The sequence below is a fragment of the Streptosporangium sp. NPDC002607 genome, from assembly GCF_053592655.1.
This window is the reverse complement of the sequence record NZ_JBSFWD010000070.1, coordinates 19,441-39,155: the sequence shown is the minus strand read 5'-3', so window position 1 is coordinate 39,155 and position 19,715 is coordinate 19,441. Positions and strand designations below refer to the sequence as shown.

24 protein-coding genes and 1 tRNA gene are annotated in these 19,715 nt (G+C 66.9%); 9 read left to right on the top strand and 16 right to left on the bottom strand.

What is annotated here, in order from left to right; all coding sequences use genetic code 11:
• Positions 1-685 precede the first annotated feature (685 nt).
• Positions 686-1,132, top strand: a complete 447-nt coding sequence (locus tag ACWD3H_RS42580) for a hypothetical protein (RefSeq protein ID WP_451959069.1) — start codon at positions 686-688, stop codon at positions 1,130-1,132.
• Between the two features lie 1,011 nt (positions 1,133-2,143).
• Here ACWD3H_RS42580 and ACWD3H_RS42575 read toward each other — a convergent pair.
• Together ACWD3H_RS42575 and ACWD3H_RS42570 are read right to left on the bottom strand one after the other, a co-directional pair.
• Positions 2,144-2,578 (bottom strand): hypothetical protein, encoded by a 435-nt coding sequence (locus tag ACWD3H_RS42575; RefSeq protein WP_451959068.1) that lies wholly within the window; start codon positions 2,576-2,578, stop codon positions 2,144-2,146.
• Between the two features lie 341 nt (positions 2,579-2,919).
• A complete protein-coding gene (locus ACWD3H_RS42570; protein WP_451959067.1) occupies positions 2,920-4,128 on the bottom strand; it encodes an esterase-like activity of phytase family protein in 1,209 nt (402 codons plus the stop codon).
• Between the two features lie 135 nt (positions 4,129-4,263).
• Here ACWD3H_RS42570 and ACWD3H_RS42565 point away from each other — a divergent pair, with 135 nt between their 5' ends.
• Positions 4,264-4,728, top strand: a complete 465-nt coding sequence (locus ACWD3H_RS42565; protein ID WP_355547794.1) for a MaoC family dehydratase — start codon at positions 4,264-4,266, stop codon at positions 4,726-4,728.
• Between the two features lie 40 nt (positions 4,729-4,768).
• Here the strand turns inward: ACWD3H_RS42565 and ACWD3H_RS42560 are convergent, their stop codons facing one another.
• Together ACWD3H_RS42560 and ACWD3H_RS42555 are read right to left on the bottom strand one after the other, a co-directional pair.
• Positions 4,769-5,404 (bottom strand): response regulator transcription factor, encoded by a 636-nt coding sequence (locus tag ACWD3H_RS42560; RefSeq protein WP_350914149.1) that lies wholly within the window; start codon positions 5,402-5,404, stop codon positions 4,769-4,771.
• On the bottom strand, positions 5,401-6,528 hold the full coding sequence (locus ACWD3H_RS42555; protein ID WP_451959066.1) for a sensor histidine kinase: 1,128 nt from the start codon (positions 6,526-6,528) through the stop codon (positions 5,401-5,403). Before ACWD3H_RS42555 ends, ACWD3H_RS42560 begins: the two co-directional genes overlap by 4 nt.
• Positions 6,529-6,659: 131 nt before the next feature.
• On the opposite strand from ACWD3H_RS42555, the gene ACWD3H_RS42550 reads away from it, so the two are divergent.
• Entirely contained in the window at positions 6,660-7,214 is a 555-nt protein-coding gene (locus tag ACWD3H_RS42550) for a hypothetical protein (protein ID WP_451959065.1), read from the top strand.
• A gap of 21 nt (positions 7,215-7,235) precedes the next feature.
• Here ACWD3H_RS42550 and ACWD3H_RS42545 read toward each other — a convergent pair whose 3' ends face one another.
• Positions 7,236-7,865 carry a nitroreductase family protein gene (locus ACWD3H_RS42545; RefSeq protein WP_451959064.1) on the bottom strand — a complete coding sequence of 210 codons (630 nt, stop codon included), beginning with the start codon at positions 7,863-7,865 and terminating at the stop codon, positions 7,236-7,238.
• 103 nt (positions 7,866-7,968) lie between these two features.
• Here ACWD3H_RS42545 and ACWD3H_RS42540 point away from each other — a divergent pair, with 103 nt between their 5' ends.
• Positions 7,969-8,268, top strand: coding sequence for an ArsR/SmtB family transcription factor (locus ACWD3H_RS42540; protein ID WP_350914158.1), 300 nt, complete (start codon positions 7,969-7,971; stop codon positions 8,266-8,268).
• Positions 8,269-8,397: 129 nt separating this feature from the next.
• Positions 8,398-8,470 (top strand) — tRNA-Arg (locus ACWD3H_RS42535).
• A 201-nt stretch (positions 8,471-8,671) separates the two neighbouring features.
• Here ACWD3H_RS42535 and ACWD3H_RS42530 read toward each other — a convergent pair.
• The 10 genes from ACWD3H_RS42530 to ACWD3H_RS42485 all read right to left on the bottom strand — a co-directional run bounded on the left by ACWD3H_RS42530 (position 8,672) and on the right by ACWD3H_RS42485 (position 15,732).
• Entirely contained in the window at positions 8,672-9,142 is a 471-nt protein-coding gene (locus ACWD3H_RS42530) for a hypothetical protein (RefSeq protein ID WP_451959063.1), read from the bottom strand.
• A gap of 514 nt (positions 9,143-9,656) precedes the next feature.
• Positions 9,657-10,898, bottom strand: coding sequence for a site-specific integrase (locus tag ACWD3H_RS42525; RefSeq protein WP_451959062.1), 1,242 nt, complete (start codon positions 10,896-10,898; stop codon positions 9,657-9,659).
• Positions 10,898-11,083 carry a helix-turn-helix domain-containing protein gene (locus ACWD3H_RS42520; RefSeq protein WP_425958134.1) on the bottom strand — a complete coding sequence of 62 codons (186 nt, stop codon included), beginning with the start codon at positions 11,081-11,083 and terminating at the stop codon, positions 10,898-10,900. Before ACWD3H_RS42520 ends, ACWD3H_RS42525 begins: the two co-directional genes overlap by 1 nt.
• Positions 11,076-12,446: a replication initiator gene (locus ACWD3H_RS42515; RefSeq protein WP_451959061.1), complete on the bottom strand. Its 1,371-nt coding sequence runs from the start codon at positions 12,444-12,446 to the stop codon at positions 11,076-11,078. The genes ACWD3H_RS42520 and ACWD3H_RS42515 overlap by 8 nt, the downstream gene beginning before the upstream one ends.
• 103 nt (positions 12,447-12,549) lie before the next feature.
• Positions 12,550-12,681 carry a hypothetical protein gene (locus tag ACWD3H_RS42510; protein WP_451959060.1) on the bottom strand — a complete coding sequence of 44 codons (132 nt, stop codon included), beginning with the start codon at positions 12,679-12,681 and terminating at the stop codon, positions 12,550-12,552.
• Positions 12,678-12,854 (bottom strand): hypothetical protein, encoded by a 177-nt coding sequence (locus ACWD3H_RS42505; RefSeq protein ID WP_451959059.1) that lies wholly within the window; start codon positions 12,852-12,854, stop codon positions 12,678-12,680. Before ACWD3H_RS42505 ends, ACWD3H_RS42510 begins: the two co-directional genes overlap by 4 nt.
• A 17-nt stretch (positions 12,855-12,871) precedes the next feature.
• Positions 12,872-13,222, bottom strand: coding sequence for a hypothetical protein (locus tag ACWD3H_RS42500; RefSeq protein WP_451959058.1), 351 nt, complete (start codon positions 13,220-13,222; stop codon positions 12,872-12,874).
• A 17-nt stretch (positions 13,223-13,239) separates the two neighbouring features.
• Entirely contained in the window at positions 13,240-13,992 is a 753-nt protein-coding gene (locus ACWD3H_RS42495) for a DUF2637 domain-containing protein (RefSeq protein WP_451959057.1), read from the bottom strand.
• Between the two features lie 22 nt (positions 13,993-14,014).
• Complete coding sequence (locus ACWD3H_RS42490) at positions 14,015-15,388, bottom strand: FtsK/SpoIIIE domain-containing protein (protein WP_451959056.1); 1,374 nt, start codon at positions 15,386-15,388, stop codon at positions 14,015-14,017.
• Positions 15,385-15,732 (bottom strand): SCO3933 family regulatory protein, encoded by a 348-nt coding sequence (locus ACWD3H_RS42485; RefSeq protein WP_451959055.1) that lies wholly within the window; start codon positions 15,730-15,732, stop codon positions 15,385-15,387. The genes ACWD3H_RS42490 and ACWD3H_RS42485 overlap by 4 nt, the downstream gene beginning before the upstream one ends.
• A 182-nt stretch (positions 15,733-15,914) precedes the next feature.
• Between ACWD3H_RS42485 and ACWD3H_RS42480 the strand changes: the two genes are divergently transcribed.
• From ACWD3H_RS42480 to ACWD3H_RS42465, 4 genes are all read left to right on the top strand, one after another.
• Positions 15,915-16,280 carry a GntR family transcriptional regulator gene (locus ACWD3H_RS42480; RefSeq protein ID WP_451959054.1) on the top strand — a complete coding sequence of 122 codons (366 nt, stop codon included), beginning with the start codon at positions 15,915-15,917 and terminating at the stop codon, positions 16,278-16,280.
• Positions 16,281-16,845: 565 nt separating this feature from the next.
• Positions 16,846-17,598: an AAA family ATPase gene (locus ACWD3H_RS42475; protein ID WP_451959053.1), complete on the top strand. Its 753-nt coding sequence runs from the start codon at positions 16,846-16,848 to the stop codon at positions 17,596-17,598.
• Entirely contained in the window at positions 17,595-18,188 is a 594-nt protein-coding gene (locus ACWD3H_RS42470; RefSeq protein ID WP_451959052.1) for a guanylate kinase, read from the top strand. The genes ACWD3H_RS42475 and ACWD3H_RS42470 overlap by 4 nt, the downstream gene beginning before the upstream one ends.
• Before the next feature lie 775 nt (positions 18,189-18,963).
• Positions 18,964-19,101, top strand: a complete 138-nt coding sequence (locus ACWD3H_RS42465) for a hypothetical protein (protein WP_451959051.1) — start codon at positions 18,964-18,966, stop codon at positions 19,099-19,101.
• Between the two features lie 38 nt (positions 19,102-19,139).
• Here the strand turns inward: ACWD3H_RS42465 and ACWD3H_RS42460 are convergent, their stop codons facing one another.
• On the bottom strand, positions 19,140-19,460 hold the full coding sequence (locus ACWD3H_RS42460) for a hypothetical protein (RefSeq protein WP_451959050.1): 321 nt from the start codon (positions 19,458-19,460) through the stop codon (positions 19,140-19,142).
• Positions 19,461-19,715: the final 255 nt, after the last annotated feature.

The following is a 19,715-nucleotide window of genomic DNA, read 5'->3' as shown; positions in this document are numbered from 1 at the left end:
GAGTGATACTCGGGCACGGCAGCCCACCCTTCCTTTGAATCGCCGTCACCTGGCCCGGTGACGGTGCGACCTGGCACCACACGGGTTCCAGGAGGTCGTGCCCCTGCTGAGCGGGGGCACGACCTCTGGCCGGTGAATGCCGTGGAAGCATGCCGCCGCTTCGCCGCGGGCTACATGCACCCGATGGCCCCGTACGAGCTGACGAGGCCCATGGCACCGGTGGTGCAGACAGATCCGGCGAGGCCGGTGGGCACGGCGGAGTAGACATGTCCGCTGAGACTGGCAGGTGTGATGGCGCAGACGGGTTGGAGAGCGACCATGGCGCCGGTCAGGTCGACGCATCCGCTGGACGGGGGCGTGGCGGGCCCCGCCAGGGTCGTCGCACCTGCCGGGCCTGTCGCGCCCCTGGGTCCTGCCGGACCTCTAGGTCCCGCGGGGCCTTGAGGCCCTGCTGGTCCTGGGCGTCCTGCCGGCCCTGCCAGGGGCGCCACACCTGCGGGTCCTGCTGGGCCGGTGGCGCCTCTGGGGCCTGCGGGGCCCGTCGGTCCTGTCAGCCCCATTGGGCCTGTCAGTCCCGTCAGTCCTGTCAGTCCCATGGGGCCTGGTAGTCCCATCGGTCCTGTCAGTCCCATCGGTCCTGTCAGTCCCATCGGGCCTGGTAGTCCCATCGGTCCTGTCAATCCCATTGGTCCTGTCAGCCCCATCGGGCCTGTCAATCCCATCGGGCCCGCGGGTCCTCCTGGCCCCATCGGTCCTGTCAACCCTGTCAGCCCTGCCGGTCCTGCCGGTCCTGCCGGTCCTGCCGGTCCTCCCGGTCCCATCGGGCCTGTCAATCCCATCGGGCCCGCGGGTCCTCCTGGCCCCATCGGTCCTGCCGGTCCCATCGGTCCTGTCAGCCCTGTCAGCCCTGTCGGTCCTGCTGGTCCTGCTGGTCCTGCTGGTCCTGCTGGTCCTGGAGGCCCTGCTGGTCCTGCTGGTCCTGCTGGTCCTGCTGGTCCTGCTGGTCCTGCTGGTCCTGCTGGTCCTGCTGGTCCTGCTGGTCCTGCTGGTCCTGCTGGTCCTGCTGGTCCTGCCGGTCCTGGAGGTCCTGCCGGTCCTGCCGGTCCTGCGAACGCGTTGGTGGAACTGGTAGCAGTGGGGCGCCGCCCAGTAGGCCTGCCGGGGGCGGTCAGATCGATCACCCTGGGCCCGTCGCGCTCGTCGTCGCGCTCATCGTCCCGGTCGCGATCCCTGTCGAAGGCGGGCCTGGCGCCCCGGTCGCAGTCGTTGTCCCGGCCACCGTCACCGTCACCGTCCCCGCCCCAGCCTCGACCTCGACCCCAGCCGGGACCGCCAGGGCATCCACAGTGACGGCCTCTGCGGCATCCGCAGGAGCGGCACGGGCGAAGAATAGGCTTCTCACCGCTGTGCACGGAATATTGGAGACGGGCCTTGCCCCCGTTACCTCCGTTACCCCCGTTGTCGCCGTGAGGTGCGAACAGAATGCTTGCGTTGTCGGCGGTGGCGCTCGCCGGAACCTGGTTCGACGACATCACGAGGATGCCTGCCATCGCCGCGACGGCCAAAGCACCGGCACGCTTACCGGAATGGGCTGGCGCCCACTTGCTCCTACGAGGAAGCACGTTATTTCCCCATATCTTTACTAATTCCGAAAATATCCGGATCCGTCGTGCAGCCACGGAAGTGACGACGGAACAGGAGATACCCGAGGCTTATGGGGATAACGCTCCGGCATAGTTCAGGAAGAGCAAATAAGCGGCACTGTGCAGAAAAACCTATGCCTCATCTACGGTTTAGTCAGATTTAGGATGATTGTTCGGGCGTAGTGTTCCATGGGAGCTTTTATGATGTCCGATGAGCGGGAAAAGGTGATGATATCAAGGGACGGGAGGGCTGGGCGGTCCAATGCTGATGATCAATGATCGGCATTGCCCGGAAAACATATTTCCTCATAGTTCAGCGGCATAACCACATGTAATTTCACGCTTTAAACGACAGTGTGTGTCGTACCGGTGTGAACCGGTACGACACACACTTCTTCCCTGCTCCTGGCGTGGGTGACCGCTCCTGCTCGTCGTGCCGTGCCGTCACCGGACGGGTTCCACTTGGCGGCGTATCACCTGTCGCGGCCAGGTGTCAGGGACTACTTTTCGCGGATGATGATCTCTGGGAATGACGGGTCGTTCTGGAGCTCCCTCATCATTCTTTCCGAGCGCGTGAGGCGCTCGCGCCCGGGTCCCTCGTTCTCGTTGAAGTCGTTCCCGCGGCGGCCGCGGTAACGGTCGTAGGGACGGTCCTGATGGCGGTTCGGCCTTCCCCGCCACCTGTCCGAGGGCCTCTCCTCGCGGTACTGCCGGCGGGAGGGGTTGGGGTTGGGGTTGGGGGAGAGGCGGCCGTCGAGAGTGCTGTCGGCATTCAGCTGTGAGATCGAGCCGAGCGCCTGGACCTGCCCGATGGCGGCGTTGGCCGGTGCCTGGTTCGACGTCATGAGGATGCCGGAGACTGCCGCGATGGCGAGGACGCCCACCCGCCTGCCGGAGATCGGCCCCGGTGTCCGTCCGCTCTTTCGAGGAAGCACGTTATTTCCCCATCTCGTTTCTGGTTCCGAAAACATCTGATATCCCTCACTACCTCATAAGCGGCAGCAGCTAGGAGATACCCCTCGGACAGTGAGATAGCTCATTGAAACGGTTGAGGCAGAGCAAATAAATGGCGCCGTGAAGGCTGATAGGAGTTTATCTATTATTATTTACGGTTTTGTCATAGTTGTTCGTATGTTATGAGAGGCGAGGTTGCTGCGAATTACCGGCCGGTTCCTCGGCGGGAAACCCTGAGGCGGGGGTCAGCACCGCCGGTCAGCGAGACGACCTGCCTGGTATCGCCGGTGTTACCGGCGATACCAGGCAGGGCCACGGACCGTTACCGGTAGACGCGGGGATCGGCCAGAAGCGGGCGCGACAGGCGCACGGTGATGAACTCGTTGTCGTCGGGCCGGCCCGGGGTGCGGCCCGCGGAGAACGGGAAGTTGTTGTCGTCGAGCACGCCCAGAGTCCGGTCGTCGAGGATCACCACGTCCTCGATGGTCTGGAACGGGAACCTGAAGGTCTTCCCGAACCCACCCAGGCCGTGCGGGTTGGCCAGGTCGAGCAGGTCGGCGACGAGGGTCTTGCGCAGGTCCGCGTGGCGGATGTCCACCAGGTAGATGTGCTTGGTCCTGGCCGCGTCCCCCTCAAGGTTGTCGCGCTCGATGACGAGGAACCGGTGCCGGTCGACCGCGATCATGTCGCCGATCGCGTTGTCGGGGCTCTCCAGCCGGTAGGTCCAGCGCTTACCGGTGTAGGCCCGCTTGCGCAGGTCGAACTCGTTCATCCGCAGCGTCCCGGCCTCGTCGCCGGTCACGGTGCCCTCCAGCAGCGGGTACAGCGTGCGGCCGTCGACCGAACGGGCCATGCCCTCGAAGCCCTTGCTCCGCCCCAGGTTGGGCTGCTCGCCGCCCAGGGACGGGTTCTCCGGGGCCTTCACGCCGGGCAGCGGGATCGGCGCCTCGAGCAGCTTGCCGGCGGCGGAGAAGTGCAGCAGGAACGGGCCGAACTCGTCCCCGATCCAGTAGGTGCCGTCGGAGGTCCGTACGATCGACTCCACGTCGAAGTCCGCGCCGGTCAGCTTCCGGTCCGCCCGGGTCAGCGCCCAGCCGACGTGACCGTCGGGGTCGCTCAGGTCGAACCCGCCGAGCACCGCGACCTTGCCGCGCTTGAAGTCGGGCTTCACCTGGTGCACCCGCAGCAGGAAGTCCGCGCTGTTGGCCTTGCCGCCGTAGCCGTTGTCCGACAGCACGTCGAAGGTGCCGTCCTGCCGCCGCACGATGCCGCTGAAGCCCTGCACCGGCTGCCCGGTGAACGGCGGGGTCACCCCGTTGATCGGAGCCGTGCCGAGCTGCGCCCCCGACGGCTCGCTGCCGGGTACGAAGGTCAGCGCGGGCAGGGAGGCGAACCCGGTCAGGGTGGCGCGCCCGAATTCGGAGCGTCCGTGCCTGTCGGAACCGGGCTGTCCGGGGTCGGCCACCGCCGGTGCGGACACCGCCAGTGCCAGTACGGCCGCGCCGATGGTGATCGTCATACGTCGTCTCATGGCGGGTACGTTAGGGAACCCGGATGAACGGCCGGTATTACGTCGCGGGCCGTACAGCGAAAACAAAGGCATGGCTGAGGGAGTTGGTGCGCTTGTAGCTTCTCGCTGCCCCCTAAACGGAATAAAGTTCCATATATGAGGATTTTCGCCAACATCATCGAGCTCAAGACCGCCGTCGGGGAACATCTCGGCTACACCGAGTGGCGCGAGATCACCCAGGAACAGGTCAACCTGTTCGCCGACGCGACCGGCGACCACCAGTGGATCCACGTGGACGTGGAGAAGGCGGAGCAGGGGCCGTTCGGCGGCACCATCGCCCACGGATACCTGAGCCTGGCGCTGCTGCCCTCGTTCATGGTGGAGCTGTTCCAGGTGGGCGGTCTGGCCATGGGCATCAACTACGGGCTCAACAAGGTCCGTTTCCCCTCGCCGATCCCGGTCGGCGCGCGGGTCCGGGCAGGCGCCGAACTCGTCGACCTCAAGGGCACCCCCTCGGGCTACCTGTCGAAAATGCGGCTGACCGTGGAGGTCGAGGGCAAGCCCAAGCCCGCCTGCGTCGCGGAGACCCTCTCGCTGTACGTCCCGGCGGAGAGCTCCTGACCGTGCGGTCACCTCTCCCGCGGAGGACGCCCTCCTCGACTCAGCCCTCCGTGGAGAGCTCCTGAGCCAGGATCGCGGCCTGGACGCGACTGCGGAGACCCAGCTTGTTCAACAACCGGCTGACGTGGGTCTTCGTCGTCGCCTCCGCCATGTCCAGCTCCACGGAGATCTCCGTGTTCGACAGGCCCCGGCCGATGCAGGCCAGTACCTCGCGCTCGCGCGGGGTGAGGCCGCCGATCTCGTACGGCCTGCGCGCGGGGACCGACGCGCCGAAGGCCGAGATCAGCCGCCGGGTGACCGAGGGCGCGATGAGCCCGTCGCCCCTGGCCACCACCCGCACCGCGTTCACCAGGGCGTCGGCGTCGGTGTTCTTCAACAGGAACCCGGCGGCTCCGGCCCGCAGCGCCCCGAAGACGTACTCGTCGATGTCGAAGGTGGTCAGGATCAGCACGTCGGCGATCCCGCTCAGCGCGCGCGTCGCGGAGATCCCGTCGAGCTTCGGCATCCGGATGTCCATCAGCACCACGTCCGGGCGGAGCTCGGAGGCCATCGCGACGGCCTGCTCGCCGTTGGCGGCCTGGCCGACGACCTCGATGTCGTCGTGACCGTCGAGGATGAGGACGATCCCGGCGCGGACCGCCGCGTGATCGTCGGCGACGAGGACTCGGATGGTCACGTGCTCTCCAGAGTGGGCAACTCGGCGCGGACGCGCCAGCCGTCATTATGCGGTCCGGCCTCGAAGACGCCGCCGACGAGGTTCGTGCGCTCCCGCATGCCGATGATCCCCGCACCCGCGCCGGGCAGCTCCCGCTCCGCTTCGCCCACCGGGTTGTCCACGGTCAGCGTGACCAGCCCCGGCAGGTAGCCGATCACCACGTCGGCGGCCTTTCCACCGTGCTTGAGCGCGTTGGTCAGCGACTCCTGGACGATCCGGTAACCGGCCAGATCGACCGAGGCGGGCAGCTCCCTGGCATCGCCGTCCACCCGTATCCGCACGTCAAGCCCTGCCTCCCGGGCCCGCTCCGCCAGTTCTTCAGCCTCGGCCACCCGGCGCCGGATCGCCTCGGGCTCCTCGCCGTCCTGCCGGAGCAGCCCGATCATGGCACGCATCTCGCCCATGCCCTCGACGCTGTTCTCCCTGATGGACTCCAGCACCTTCCGTACGGTCTGCGCGTCCAGGTCCCGTCGGGAGAGGACGGCGGTGGACTGGATGGCGATCGCGCTGAAGTGGTTCGCGATCATGTCGTGCAACTCCCGTGCCATCCGGGCCCGCTCGGCCTGCACCGCGGCCGCCCGGTCCAGCTCCGCCAGCCGCGCCACCTGCTCGGCCCGCGCGCGCTCGGAGGTCGCCTGGTCCTCCAGCTGTCTTATGATCATCGCGGTGAGGACGGGAGTCACCCCGACCAGGCCCGTCTGGACGAGGAAGACGGCGGCGGCGGCCCACTGCCTGAACAGGACCCCGGCGACCACACCCGCGACGACGGCGATCACCGAGGTGATGCCGAGCATCCACCTGCCCAGCGCGCGGGGACCGTACCTGACCCCCGAGTAGAGGTTGTCGGTGACGATCAGGAGCGTACCCAGCGACGGGCCCATGGCGGAGTCGCCGACGAAGGCCACACCCCCCAGCCCGAGCGCCAGCAGCGGCCTGCTCCGCCGTACCGCGACCCCCACACACGAGACCGCCAGCGGCCCGATGAACAGCGGGGCGGCGGCCCATCGGTGCTGGTAGGCGCCCGCGGCGAGCAGCAGGAGACCGACGACGAAACACGCCACGGCCCCCAGCGCGTCTCGTCTCATGCCTCTCATCCCATCATTCCGATACGGCCCGCAGGAGCGGCGCCGGGAGGATCGCCGGTACATAAAAGGATGTACACCGGTTCATCAGCTCCGACGATGTCCCAGGTCGACCGGGTTGGGAGGATGAATCCATGGTTCTGGCGGTCATCATCGGATGCGAGATCGGGTTCTGGATCCTGCTTGGCCTGGGGCTCGCCTCACGTTACCTGTGGAGCATGCGCCGGCTCAGCACGGCGCTGCTGCTGGCGGTTCCGCTGCTCGATGTGGTCCTCCTCATCGCCTCCGTCATCGACATGCGCGGCGGCGCCCAGGCGGACTGGCGCCACGGGCTGGCCGCCGCCTACATCGGCTACTCGATCGTCTTCGGCCACCGTACGATCACCTGGGCCGACGCGAAGTTCGCCCACCGCTTCGCCGGCGGCCCCGAGCCGTGGCGGCCTCCACCCGGCGGCATGGCCAGGGCCCGGTACGAATGGGGCATCTGGCTCAGGATCGTTCTCGCGTACGGCATCGCCTGCGCCCTGCTGTTCGGCCTGATCCTCATCGTCGGCGACCCGTCACGGACCACGGCGTTGATCGCCTTCATGGCCGGTGCGCTCAAGATCCCCCTGATCGCCGTGCTCTGGCCGCTGAGCTACACGCTGTTCCCGAAGAAGGTCGGCGTCGCCGGCGATTCCGGTGACTGATTCCGCGCATCGGTCGCGGTGTCACCAGCGATCCCAGTGGGTGACCTCCTCCATCGGCACCCGGCGCGCGGGCTTGAAATCGGTGCCGATCGTGTAGGCCAGCGGAACGAACGCCACCTGCATCACCTTTCCGTACGGGATGCCGAGTACCCGGGCCGCCTCCCGCTCCAGCCGGAGCGGCCCCAGCCAGGCCGTACCCAGCGACCTGGCCCGCGCGGCCAGCATGAAGCTCCAGACGGCGGGCAGGATCGAGCCGAACGTGTTGGCCTGCTCATGCACGCTCGCTCCCTCGGTCCGCCCGGTGATGCACGGGATGAGGAACGCCGGCACCTGGTGAATGTGCCGGTACAGGTGATCCGCTCCCTCCCAGACCCGCTCCATCGAACCCGGGAACGCGTACGCCCGCCGCGCGTCCTCCTCCGGCATCGGCGTCCCTGGCAGGTGCATCCCCTCCCGCCACAGCGTCGCGATCCTCTCCCGCTGCTCCCGCTCGGTGACCACGACGAAGTGCCAGCGCTGGCGGTTACGCCCGGTCGGAGCCTGTACGGCGAGCTTGAGGCACTCCTCGATGAGCTCGCGGGGGACAGGCCGGGTGAGATCCAGTCGCCTGCGTACGGCCCGGGTGGTGGAGAGCACGTCGTCGGGAGTCATCTGGCCGCCAAAGATTTCGATGATGGTCGAATTGCTGGGTCCGATTGTGCTGCTGGACTTCGATGTTTGTCAAAGCCTCGAAATCCTTGGCTAGGATCGGCCCATGCGGGCCCTTCACCATCCGGACGTCTCCTCCGTCACCCTCCCCACCATGCTGAACGCCCTCGCCGACGAGGTCCGGCTCTCGGTCGTCCGCCAGCTCGCCGAGGCCGGCGGCGTGGTCTGCGGCCAGTTCGACGTCCCGGTGAGCATGTCGACCCTCTCCCATCACCTGAAGGTCCTCCGTGAGGCCGGGCTCCTCCGCGTCACCCCCGAAGGCAGCTTCCGCCGCCACGAACTCCGCCTCGCCGAGATGGAGACCCGATTTCCCGGTGTCCTCTCCTCGATCCTCCGGTCCGCCTGACCCGCTGATCCAGGGCCTGTCACGCCGCCCGACCTCGGCGCGGAGCTCGCGCCCTTCCTCGATCACGAACCGATCGGCTAACCGGTTCGAGGCACCCCACAAAACCCGCTATGCTTGCTTACGCAGCGAGCGGCCGTAGCTCAATGGATAGAGCATCTGACTACGGATCAGAAGGTTGGGGTTTCGAGTACCTCCGGCCGCACAGCAGGTCAAAGGCCCTCTGGGATCATCCTGGAGGGCCTTTTTCGTGCCTGTACAGCAGCGTTGTACAGCAACGCGGGCTCACACAGGCGATCTCTCACGGACAGCACGCGTCGAGGCCAGGGTGGCGCAGCCGGATCGAGAACGACGAACATCAAGGGCCAGTGCCCCAGCCCCAGCTCTCTGAAGCCGACGACCTTGCTCAGGCGCCGCCGAGGTCACCCCGGAGACGGCGAACCCACTCCGCGGGGAAGACCTGCTCAAGCCGCTCTCTGCTGATCTCCAACATCCCCTCCTTCGCCAAGGGAAGGAGCGCGCCGTTCTGGACCGCCGTGTGATCTTCGGGAGCCGGGCAGATCAGGACAGCGAGGATCCGACACGTCCGTTGCACCTCCTCGACCCCGGCGGCATGGACCATGCTCTTGATGGGGCCCCACGCCGTCTGTACGGCAAGAGTCACCAGCGCTTCGAGGAGAGGGCTGCGACGCTCATCATTCCGAGACTTGATGATAGTCGCCGTCACGTATTCGGGTATTTGGTCCACGGCTTTCGAGAACTCCTCAATACCCTCGGCCAGGGCTATGAGGAGATCGCACCAGAAGTGATCGGTAAGAATTCTTCTGGCTTCTCGCGGCTTGCTGCCGCCGAACTGCTTGTCCAGTTCGCTGATCACGGAGCCGGTAAGGAGGTCGCCGACTTCCTGGATGTGTTCGATAGTGCGTGGATTTTCGGACAGCCAGTCAATGAGATCGACAGTTGCACTGTCGGTGGCGGCTGCCCGCCTGCGCTTGGACGGGCTTTGTCGCCCCTTGGGAGGTTGGGCGGCAGCCCATGCGGAGTTACTGCGGTCTCTCGCCTCCTGGCGACCGGCCGGAGAGGGATCGCCGGCCAAGGTGACGCCGTAGGGCCAACCGTGCTTCGTCCCGCCACAGTCAGAACATCGGCACTGATGCAGCTTGGCGCGCTCACAACCCACAGGGTGCGTCATTCGCCCTCCATCACGTTCGGTGTGAAGGCGAACTGAGCAGCTCGCCGGAAATCCTATTCTTTTAAATCATGAAAAACGAAGGGGGAAATCGTCGTGATAGTTAGTTCGATATATCTTTTCGGCTATAGGGGGAATTCTTGCATGCACAAAAGGCCCTTCGGGGTGATCCCAAAGGGCCTTTGTGGCAACGGAGGATGAGCTATGCCTCGCTTGAACCGTCGAGGCTCTGATTGAGCCGGTCGAGCGCCTTGCGCGTTTCCGGGGAGGGAATCTGAGTGTAGACATCCATGGTCATCGAGATCTGCGAGTGCCGCAGGATGCGCATCGCCACCCGAGGGTGGACGTCGAGAGCAGCCAGGAGCGATGCGCAGGTGTGCCGGGTGTCGTGGACCCGGATGCGCGGGACACCCGCTTTGCGGCATTGAACCTCGAAAGATCGGTTGAAATTGCGCGGCTCGATCGGCGTGCCGTTCCTCGTGGTGAAGACGAGATCGGAGTCCTTCCACTTCGCCCCTGCCGCCTTGCGGGCCTCCTCCTGAGTTCGCTGGCGGTGTCTGAGCGCAGTGATGCACAGGCCGAGCAGCGGAAGCGATGCGGTGGAGTCGTCGGTCTTGGTCGTCTCGCGGTGGAGGAGCTCTCCCCTGACACGGTTGAGCTGTCGAGAGATCCACACTTGTTCTCCACCGAGGTCGACGCAGTCCCAGGCGAGCCCGAGCACCTCGCCCCGCCGCAGGCCCAGAACGAGGATCAGCACGTAGGCCGCATAGAGCGGGTCATCCTCCGCCCGCAGGTGTTCGAGGAACTTCCGGGCCTCGTCGACGCCCCATGCCACGTGCTGGCGCTTCTTCTTGGTCTTGCTCGGGTTGGGCAGGGTGGTCAACGCCGCGACGTTCTTGGAGATCAGCTCTTCCCGGATGGCGTTACCGAGCGCGGAACGCAGGACGCGACGGATCCCCGCGATCGTGCTCCGGGACGGATACCCCTTGCAGCACTTTCCGATGGCGCAGCATCGCCGTTTGGCTTCCGCCCGCCGATGATCCTTCTTCTGGTCACAGCAGGTGCAGAGGGTGACCAGCGCGTTCAGCCATGTCTGCACCTCGCGAACCGTGAGCTTGTCGAGCCGCTTCTTGCCCAGGCCGGGGACGATGTAGAGCCGCACCAGCGGCTCATAGGCCACGTAGGTCGTCGGCTCCAAGTTGGGCTCAACCACCTCGGCGAGCCAGCGCGTCAGGTACGCGGCAAGGGTGGGGTGCTTGGTCGGCACCGGCCCCTTGCTCGCGAGGTCGTGGAGCTTGAGCCACTTCTCGTGGGTCTCCTCACGGGTCTTGCCGTAGGCCCATTTCCGGGTCTTCTTCCCCTCGGGAGTGACGACCCAGACGTAGCCGGCCCAACCGTCCTTGTACGGGAAGACCGAGCCCTCACCGTTCGAGCGCTTGCCCATCAGGCGGCCTTTCCACAGAGTCGGTTCACGTAGTCGTTCAGGGCGGATTCCGGGATACGGCGGCAGCGCACGCCGACCACGATCGAGTCGAGTTCGCCGGAGCGGATGAGCTGGTAGAGCGTCCACCGACTGACCTGGAGAGCGGTCATGGCCTGCGGGACGGTGAGCAACGCGGGACTACTCATGGACGCCTCCCGAAGCAGCAAAGCGGTTTCCGGTAAGGGCGCTTACCAAAAGGGCGTCACCGGCGGAGAAGCCCTGTCCGGCGTACTCCCAGTGCGAGACGACGAGCACGGTGTCCTCGTCGAAGAGCGGCAGGCGACCAGTGGTGATCGCTTCCTCGCGCATGTACTCGGTGCGAGCAGCGCGGATGTCGCCGAGGGTGGTGGAGTAGCGGCGGCTCTTGGTGGAGAAGTGGCCGCGGAAGCCCAGCATGTGAGCCCACTGGATGAGCCGGAATTCGGCCAGTTCGTCGAGGGCACCCAGGCGCAGGCATTCGGCGATGAGCCGCCGGGGATGGTCGCGGAGGTTGAACGCCGTCAGGTCATCGAGGGGATTGATGCGCCGGTCCAGGGTGCCGACGCATTCGGCGGCTTTGGTGGCGTACTTGGCGATGTAGGCGGCTACGGCCTGCTCAGTAAGATCACCGGTCATCGTGATCTCACGAACATCGAGTTGAGCGCCCCACTGGAAGGCCCGCGCGGGTTCACCAGGCACCACAGGAACGGTGACCGCCACGGCCGAAGCGGCATGCCGTACGGCATCGGCCATCAGGTCGGCCGTCGCCCAGGCCGGTGGAGGCGTAGCCGGTCCCTCGGGACCGTCGACGCGGATGACCGCGTGAAAGTGGACAACGCCGCGCCGCTGGTACTCGGCGACCTTGGCGAAGGAGATCACGGCCTGTTCCCGTAGCTCCCGCTGGGTCAGCCCGGCGTTCTTGGCGAGGCGTCGGCGTAGAGCTTCGGTGAAGCGCCGCCACAACTCCGGGGACATCGCGTTGAACAGCACCGAGCCCGCGTAGTCGTAGCAGTCCGGGCACAGCGGTTCACCGAGGCGGCTCTCGTCGGCCCCGTGCCGAGCGGTGCAGGACATGACCCGTCCGTGTGGGCAGGTGGCCGCGTCTCGTCGAGCGTGGCAGGGCAGGACGGTGCCGTTCTTCTCTCGCCGGGTGTGGACGGCGCCGAAGGAGGGAGCGGTGAGGGTGACGAACAGGCACGGGTGAGCGGTGACCGAGTCCGGGACACCCTTGCCCCCGACCAGGCCCGCGCGGATGAGTTGGTAGGTGTCGGCCCGGTAGGTCTCGGCGCAGGACGAACAGCGCGAGGCGCGCCGGGTCTTGCACGGGACGCGAAGGATGCCGTCCGGTTCGGTCGCGGTGCTGTAGCTGTGCAGCCGGTTCCCGGTGGTGGGGTCGAGGTGGTGGACGTGACCGCGTAGATGGATGGGCTGTCGACAGCCGCCGGTCCGGCGGATCTGGGAGGCCCAGCGGGCGTATTGGGGATCGTGGAGCCGGGTGATCATCCCGGCTACCGCGTGGGGGCTTGGCATGATGGGGGTGTCCCTTCCGGGCTTTTCGGGGTTCGGTGCGGGATGGCCCCCGACGTGACGGACGTCTTGGCGGATGTGTGGTCACGCCGGGGGCGCCAAGGGCTCAGGTGAAGCCGAGTCCCTCGCAGTGCTCGCAGGTTTCCGAGTAGCTGTCGACGCCGGTCCCGCCGCAGTGGCAGCACAGCCAGCGCTTGGGCGTGATGTGGACGAGCGGGGCGTCTTGGTTGTTGGTCATGTGATCCACCTCCTTTCGGTGCGCTTGGGGGCGGTATCGAGGAACACGCGCCAGGTGTGTGGCCGCTCATGCAACGGCAGAACCGGTGAGACGGAGCCGATGGGGAGGATCGTGCGGATCTTGTTGGCGGCGTGGACGATTTCGGCGTAAGTGCCGTCGATGCGGATGCGCATGGGGGTCTCTTCTCTGGTCAGGCGGTACGGGACGAGGGGACGGGGGCGGGGTCGACGCAGCCGGCGTAAGAGCTGTCGGCGTCGTGCCGGGCTCTGGCGCGGGCGAGGATGCCCACGGCCGAGTACTCGACCGGCCCGAAGGCGCGGCTGGTTCGGTAGTGGCCGTAACCGATGTCGCCGGGGTCGATGGCGGTGCCGAGGAGTTCGGCGATGGCGTCGATCTCGGCGCACATGTCGGGGTCGGTTCCGGCGGCGAAGTGGAGGAGCTTGGGGAAGGCCGGGACAGGGGCGCCGGGGTTGGCCTCCAGGAAGGCGGCCAGGTCGAGGAGTCCGTTGATGACCACGGCGCGGTGGTCGGTGGTGTTCATGGGGGTGTCCTTCGCTGTCAGGCGGGTTCGGGGCTGTCGCGCATGGAGCGCAGGAGGTCGGAAGCGAGTTGGCTGGAGACTCCGAGGCGGGCGCGCAGGGTGTCGCGGGTGATGGGTCTGCCGTGGCGGGCGTGGTGTTCGTCGGCGACGCGGCGGGCGTAGTCGAGCAGCGCACCGGCCGTACCGGCTTCGTTCTGGCCGTTCTCGGCGCCGTTCTGTTCGTTCTGAGGTCCGTTCTGGCCGGGGATGGCGAGGCCGGGCAGCGGGGCAGGAGCCGAGGGTTCGGGGATGCCCGCGGGGAGGGTGTTGGGTGCGGGGATGGTTTCCGGTACGGCGTCCGCAGCGGGAACGAGCGCCGGAGACGGCTCAGAACGAGGGTCGGAGGCGCGGCGCTCCAGCATGGAGACCGCGATCAGGAACGCCCCTGCCGGGGTCGCGGCGGTGATCCATCCCCAGGGCGACGGGTGGGCTTGGGCGAGGTTCGCGGCCAGGGACAGGGCGATCCCGCCGACGAGGACGAGGGTGGGCCAGGAGATCCAGCCGCTTCGTTCGCGTCCGTTCTTCTTGTCGCGCTGTCGTTCCCGTGCGGCCATGACACAGGTGAGGTCGACGCAGACCGCTATGGCCCAGGCCATCCAGCCGTCCTGTCCGTGTTCGGTGGCGGTGTCGCGGATGTGGGTGAAGCTGCCGGCCCCGGCGATCGCGGCGAGGATCAGCACCGGTGCGGAGTCGGCCAGCCGTACGGCCAGACGAGGCGCGGTCGCGGTCACGGTGGTTCTCCTTCCGAAGGGGTCAGGCGATGAGTTCGGGGGTGTCGACGCCGGGCAGTTCGTGACCGAGGCCGGAGGCGGCTACCTGGTTCCACGAAGGCGCCATCTCGGCGTAGGTGCCCGCGGCGTGCTCGGCGGCGGTGGTGGAGACGTAGCCGGACCGCGCGCGATACCAGCGGCCGTCGGAACCGGTGATCACGGCCACCCCGGGCAGTTCCGGCGCGATGGAGCGAGCGGCAACCAGGGCGTCGGGGTCGAGGTCGCCCAGCGTCATCACGGCGGTCTCGGGATCGTTGACCCGGTGGCAGACCCGTCCGCCGATCTGGGCGCGCAGCGCGGTCACGCCGGGACCGAGGTCGGAGCCGATCCGTTGGCCGGACAGGATCAGGTGGATGCCGAACGCGCGGCCGAGCTGGGCGATGCGCAGCAGCGCGGTAGCCGTCCGGGTGACCTGATCCTTCTCAGCCTTGTCAGCGGTCAGATACAGCTCAGCGAGTTCATCGACCAGGACCACGACCGGGATCGGACGTCCAGCGTCGGGGAGTTGCCAGATGTCGCGCACCCCGTAGCGGCGACAGGCCAGCATCCGGGCCCCCATCACCGCGATCAGGTCGCTCAGCAGGTCGAGGCATTCGGCACGGGTGGTGGCCAGCGCGGTCAGCCGGGCAGCGTAGGCCGACAGTTCGACGCCGCCTTTGAGGTCGAAGCCGACCAGGGCGACCGGTTGCGGGGCCAGTCCGACGATGAGCGCGTTGATCAGGTTGGACTTGCCCGACTGAGTGGCACCCGCGTTCATCCAATGCGGGATCAGGCGCAGGTCCATTCGCCAGGCCGCGCCGGTCTCCAACACCCCGACGATCGGCCTCAGCAGATCCTCGGCCCGCCAGCCGTCACGCGGCTCAGCCGGAGGCATGGCGGGAGCGACGTGGGTTAAAGGATCCTGGGTAATCCCTTGAAGAGTGACGCGGCCAGGCCGAGAACCGACCACGCGAACCGCCTCGATACGCCAGGCGTGCGCGAGCCGTTCACATACCTTGGCGTAGTCGTCGGGCACCTGGCCGTCGAGCAGGTGAAAGGTGATGCGGAAGCCGTGCCGTACAGGGCGGGGCAGGCCCATCCAGGGCTTGGTGTCGACCGCGACCCGCTGGAAGCGCCGCTTGACCTGCACGACGCCGGTCGAGGCGACCAGGCCGGGGACGGTGGTGAACCACCAGCGGTGCCGCTTCTTGGTCAGCCCGCAGCCGGAGGCCACATGCCGCCAGGACCAGCGCAGCCAGACGGCTTTGCGCGGGAAGACCAGGACGTACCAGTAGGAGAGGGGAGCCCAGCGCCGCCAGGCGAGCAGCACGAGCACGACGGTCAGGACCTTGAACAGGGGATGGTCGAGGGTGATCACAGGTCCGCCCCCATTCCAGCGGAGAGGGAGGAGCCGGCGGGGACGAAGGAGGCGGCCCGGTAGGAGATGCCCCAGCGTCCGCCCTGCTCCCAGACGTAGCCGACCAGGCCGACGGGGACGACCTCCTCACCGGGGGTGATCTGCGGTTCGGGGGTGGTGGTGACCTTGACCAGCTCCATGCGGCCAAGGTCGTCCTCGAACAGGAAGGTGAGCTCGTACATGACGTTGCCGTCCTTGTCGCGCTTGATCTCGCCGGTGTCCTTGTTGACGAGGCGGGGCTTGGCGGCCTTGACGCAGGTGATCTGGAGCTTGGTGACGTCGACGGGGATGGGGATGGTGCGCATGATCGTTCCTTTGCTAGATGGAAGCCTTGGCATACATAGAACGCTTGGAATTCTATGTTGTCAATGAGTTCTTCGGCGGCTTGGTTGGTTTCTTTACTCGGGTGTGCTCAACTGGAGTCGTGACGCAAGGCGACGCGACGCGGCGCAACGTGATGCAGCAGATGCGACGAGACGAGACGTAGATGGTGGAGAAGACCGGCCAGCCGGCCTACTTGCAGATCGTCGACGAGCTGCGCGGCCAGATCCGTACCGGCTCACTCGCCCCCGGTATGGCGCTGCCCTCCATCGCCCAGCTGGGCGAGCGCTTCGACGTCTCCGCCAGCGTGGTCAAGGCCGCGATCAGCGTGCTGCGCACCGAGGGACTGGTGATCGGCCAGCAGGGCAAGGGCGTGTTCGTCCGCCAGGCCCCCGCCGAGACCCCCAGGCCCGAGGCGCCGGATGTGAACGCCGAGATCCTGGACCAGCTTGCCCAGACGCGCCAGAGCGTCAAGGAGCTGGGTGATCGACTCGCCGCTCTAGAGGCGGCAGTGTTCGCAAAGCAGAAGTGATCTCACCGATCCGGCACGCCAACTCGTCCAGCTCTGCCCGGATCGCGGCCAATTCCCAGCTGATCCGCTGTGGGTCGACGTTCACGGGTTTCTCCCTTGCTCTGCGGTGCGTTTCGCCTTTCGGGATGGCTTAAGTTCACCGTGAGCTGGGGGTTTCCGGTATCACACCGATCTAGTTAAGCTTCTTCAGTTCTCCTCAACACCCATTTACACAAGCGTTTTCATATGCACGACCGCACACCGCGTCACCTCCCCGAAGCGTGAAGGCGAAAGTATGCAACTGAAGACGACCCAGCGACCCGGCTGGACCCCCTCCCGCCTGCGGGAACACCGCGAAGCCCACGGCCTGACCCTGGAAGGCGCAGGCGAGCGCCTGCGCCAGGCAGCCGGCCGACACGGCCTGAGCGTCCCGGCCGCCAACTTCCAGACGCTGTGGGGACACGAGCAAGGAACCGTGTTCCCCGGCCCGCATTACCGGCGCGCTTACTGCCTTCTTTACCAGGCCACCGAACCCGAACTAGGGTTTCGCCCCCCTCTGCCCGGTGAATCACAGAAAGCGGAAATCGTGATTTCCGATTTGCCCACGCCCGCCGATCCCGCAGCCGACAACGCCGCCGCCCAGGTCATTGAGGAGACGTTCACCAAGGTCTCCGTCGGCGGCATCGAGCCGGGCAACTCCCCGCAAGCGCTTCTTCGTAACCGGGTGGTCGACGCCTGGCGCAGGCGCCACGGCGGAGGCAGCCCCCGCCCCATCCTCGCCCTGGTCGGTGGATACGCCGGATCGGGCAAGACCGAGTTCTCTCGCTTCCTGTCCGACATCACCGGATGGGCGTTCCTGGACAAGGACTCCCTGACCCGCTCCATTGTCGAGCGGCTGCTCGTCTCCCTCGGCGGTGACCCCAACGACCGCCACACCGACCTATATCTCAAAGAGGTCCGTCCCTTCGAGTACCGGTGTCTGATGGAGACCGCGTGGGACAACCTCAACGTCGGCACCTCGGCCATCCTGGCGGCCCCGTTCATCGCCGAGCTCAAGGATGAGGCGTGGTTCGCCCGCCTGGAGAACCGGTGCGCGGCCAAGGGAATCGACGTCGCGGCGATCTGGGTCCGCTGCGATCCCGAGTCGATGCGCGAGTACATCGAGTTCCGCGGAGCCGCCCGCGACGCGTGGAAGCTGAGCAACTGGGATACCTACGCCGACAGCCTGAACGTCGAGGCCAGCCCGCCCACCGCTCACGTCACCGTCGACAACCGGCTCGGTGCGGCGATTAGCTTGGCCGACCAGACCCGCGAAGCGCTCAAGCGGATCCTCACGTGACCCCGCAGGGAATCGTCATCTACGGCCCGCCCGCCAGCGGCAAGGACACCATCACCGCCGCCCTCACCCGCTTGGACTCACGGTTCACTCTGCTGCCCAAGCTCAAGGTCGGCACCGGCCGAGCCGACGGCTACGAGTTCGTCAGCGCCGAGCACCTGGACAAGCTCCGCCAGGCGGGCCGACTGGTCGCCGAGACCCACCGCTACGACAACGTCTACGCCATCGACCGCCAGACGATCGAAGACCGCCACGCCGCCGGCTACGTCCCCGTCGTACACATGGGCAATATCCGTGATCTGCGGCAGCTCATCGGCAAGGTCCCCGACGGATGGCTCCGTGTGCTGCTGTGGGTCCCGCGCGAGGTCACCGAACAACGATCCCGAAGCCGCGGCGACGCCGACACCCACAAGCGCCTGACCGCATGGGACGAGACACTCACCGACCTGGAGACCAGCACCGACGCCGGGTTCTTTCACCTACGCCTCCACACCGACCGTCTCGAAGCCGACGCCGCAGCACACGAGATCATGAGAGCCTACGATCGTCTGCGGGACGTCGAGTGCCCTCAGCCGGAGGGGTGCCGCCCTTGAGACGAGCCGCCACCTCGTCGGGGATCAGGTCCAGTCGCCACCAGGTGCCGCACTGTCGACAACGGGCACCATCGGGCAGGGGATTCGGGCGGGTCCACTCCACCTCGCGGTGAAGGCAGTCCGCCCCGGTCGGGTAGCTGCGTGCACACCGCTCAGCCGTGACCGACGACTCATCCGCCGTCACGATCAGCGGCGCGTCTCCCTGGGCGCGCCCGCAGTGCGGACACACCGGCGGTACATCGTTCAGCCGCTCTGCGATGCATCGCTGTTCGTCGGCCAGCCGGAGAAGTTCCTCGGCCGTTTCGGCGACCAGATGCCCGGTGAGCCCGGCGAGCATCTCCTGTTCGGTCAGTACGTGGTCGGGGTCGCGGCGCGCGGAGAAGACACCCCAACCGCTCTGTTCGGTCCGCCACCCCTCGATCACCGGCCCAGCGCCCACCGCAGGCAGAGGCCAGGCCGGAAGCCGTTGAGTGAACCGTTCAGACATCGCGTCCTCATTCCGTTCCAGGCATGGCCGGTGGGGTGAGGCATGACGGCGCACCCCTCCCAGGGCAGGCGCCGTCACGCCCGTTCATGGGTTCACCACTCCGCCCCGCTGTCTATGGCCAGGCCAGAGCAGCACGGGGGAATGGTTGAACAGAGTGGTAATCAGAGAGCCGTCCGCGGGAAACGAGCACAAGACCGACAGCAGGAACGTCGGCGGCTTCAACCAGCAGCCACCACTACCCAACCGGCCGAGCTGGGTGACCTGTCCCCACACGAGATCAACGGCACGATGTCCGCGCTCGTATTCCTCCCCGGGGACTGGAGTGATCCGGAACGGCTGATCACGATCACGCTCGAAGGCAAGGAGATCCCCCAGGCGGAGATCTTCCGCAGGCCGAACCCGTGCCCCAGCAGCCACCCCAGGTGAACGAACCGGCAGCAGCAGCGACCTCCCGCCAGACGCGGTCATGCCGGGTACGCCGCTCTCTGCTCCGGCAGCGGATGGATCTGCCGCAACTCCGCGTACCGCAAGGCGACGCGATGCGCGGCCTGGTGAGGTTCGGTCGCCGGGTGACGGGCGTAGACAGGGCGGTACTGGCGGGGGTTCCAGCCGGTACGCCACCAGAACTGATCCCCGCGGCACCACACGATCAGATCCACCCACACCGACACGAGCGCCAGCCCGTACCCGTCATGCACATCAGCAGTGATCCCGTACCGGGTCAGGGCCTCACGGAGCTCTTCGGCAGCCCTTACCGCTGTGTCGTCGGGGAAGGTCGCGGTCACGGCTCACTCCCTTCTCCACGTCATTCGGCGACAGCTCTTGGTGGGTGGACATCGGTGAGCGGAACCCGGAACCGTGTCCCTTGGCGCCCTCCAGCGCCAGGGGACGGGACCGGTGTGGGGAAGCGGTCCCGAGCTGGCACGTAGACCACCGCTCACCGATGCCATGGCCGCATCATAGACATGCAATTCTATAGAACACCATAGAACACAGCAGTATGTTCCGCTGGAGTGCCCTCCTCTACGGGCTTCTACCGT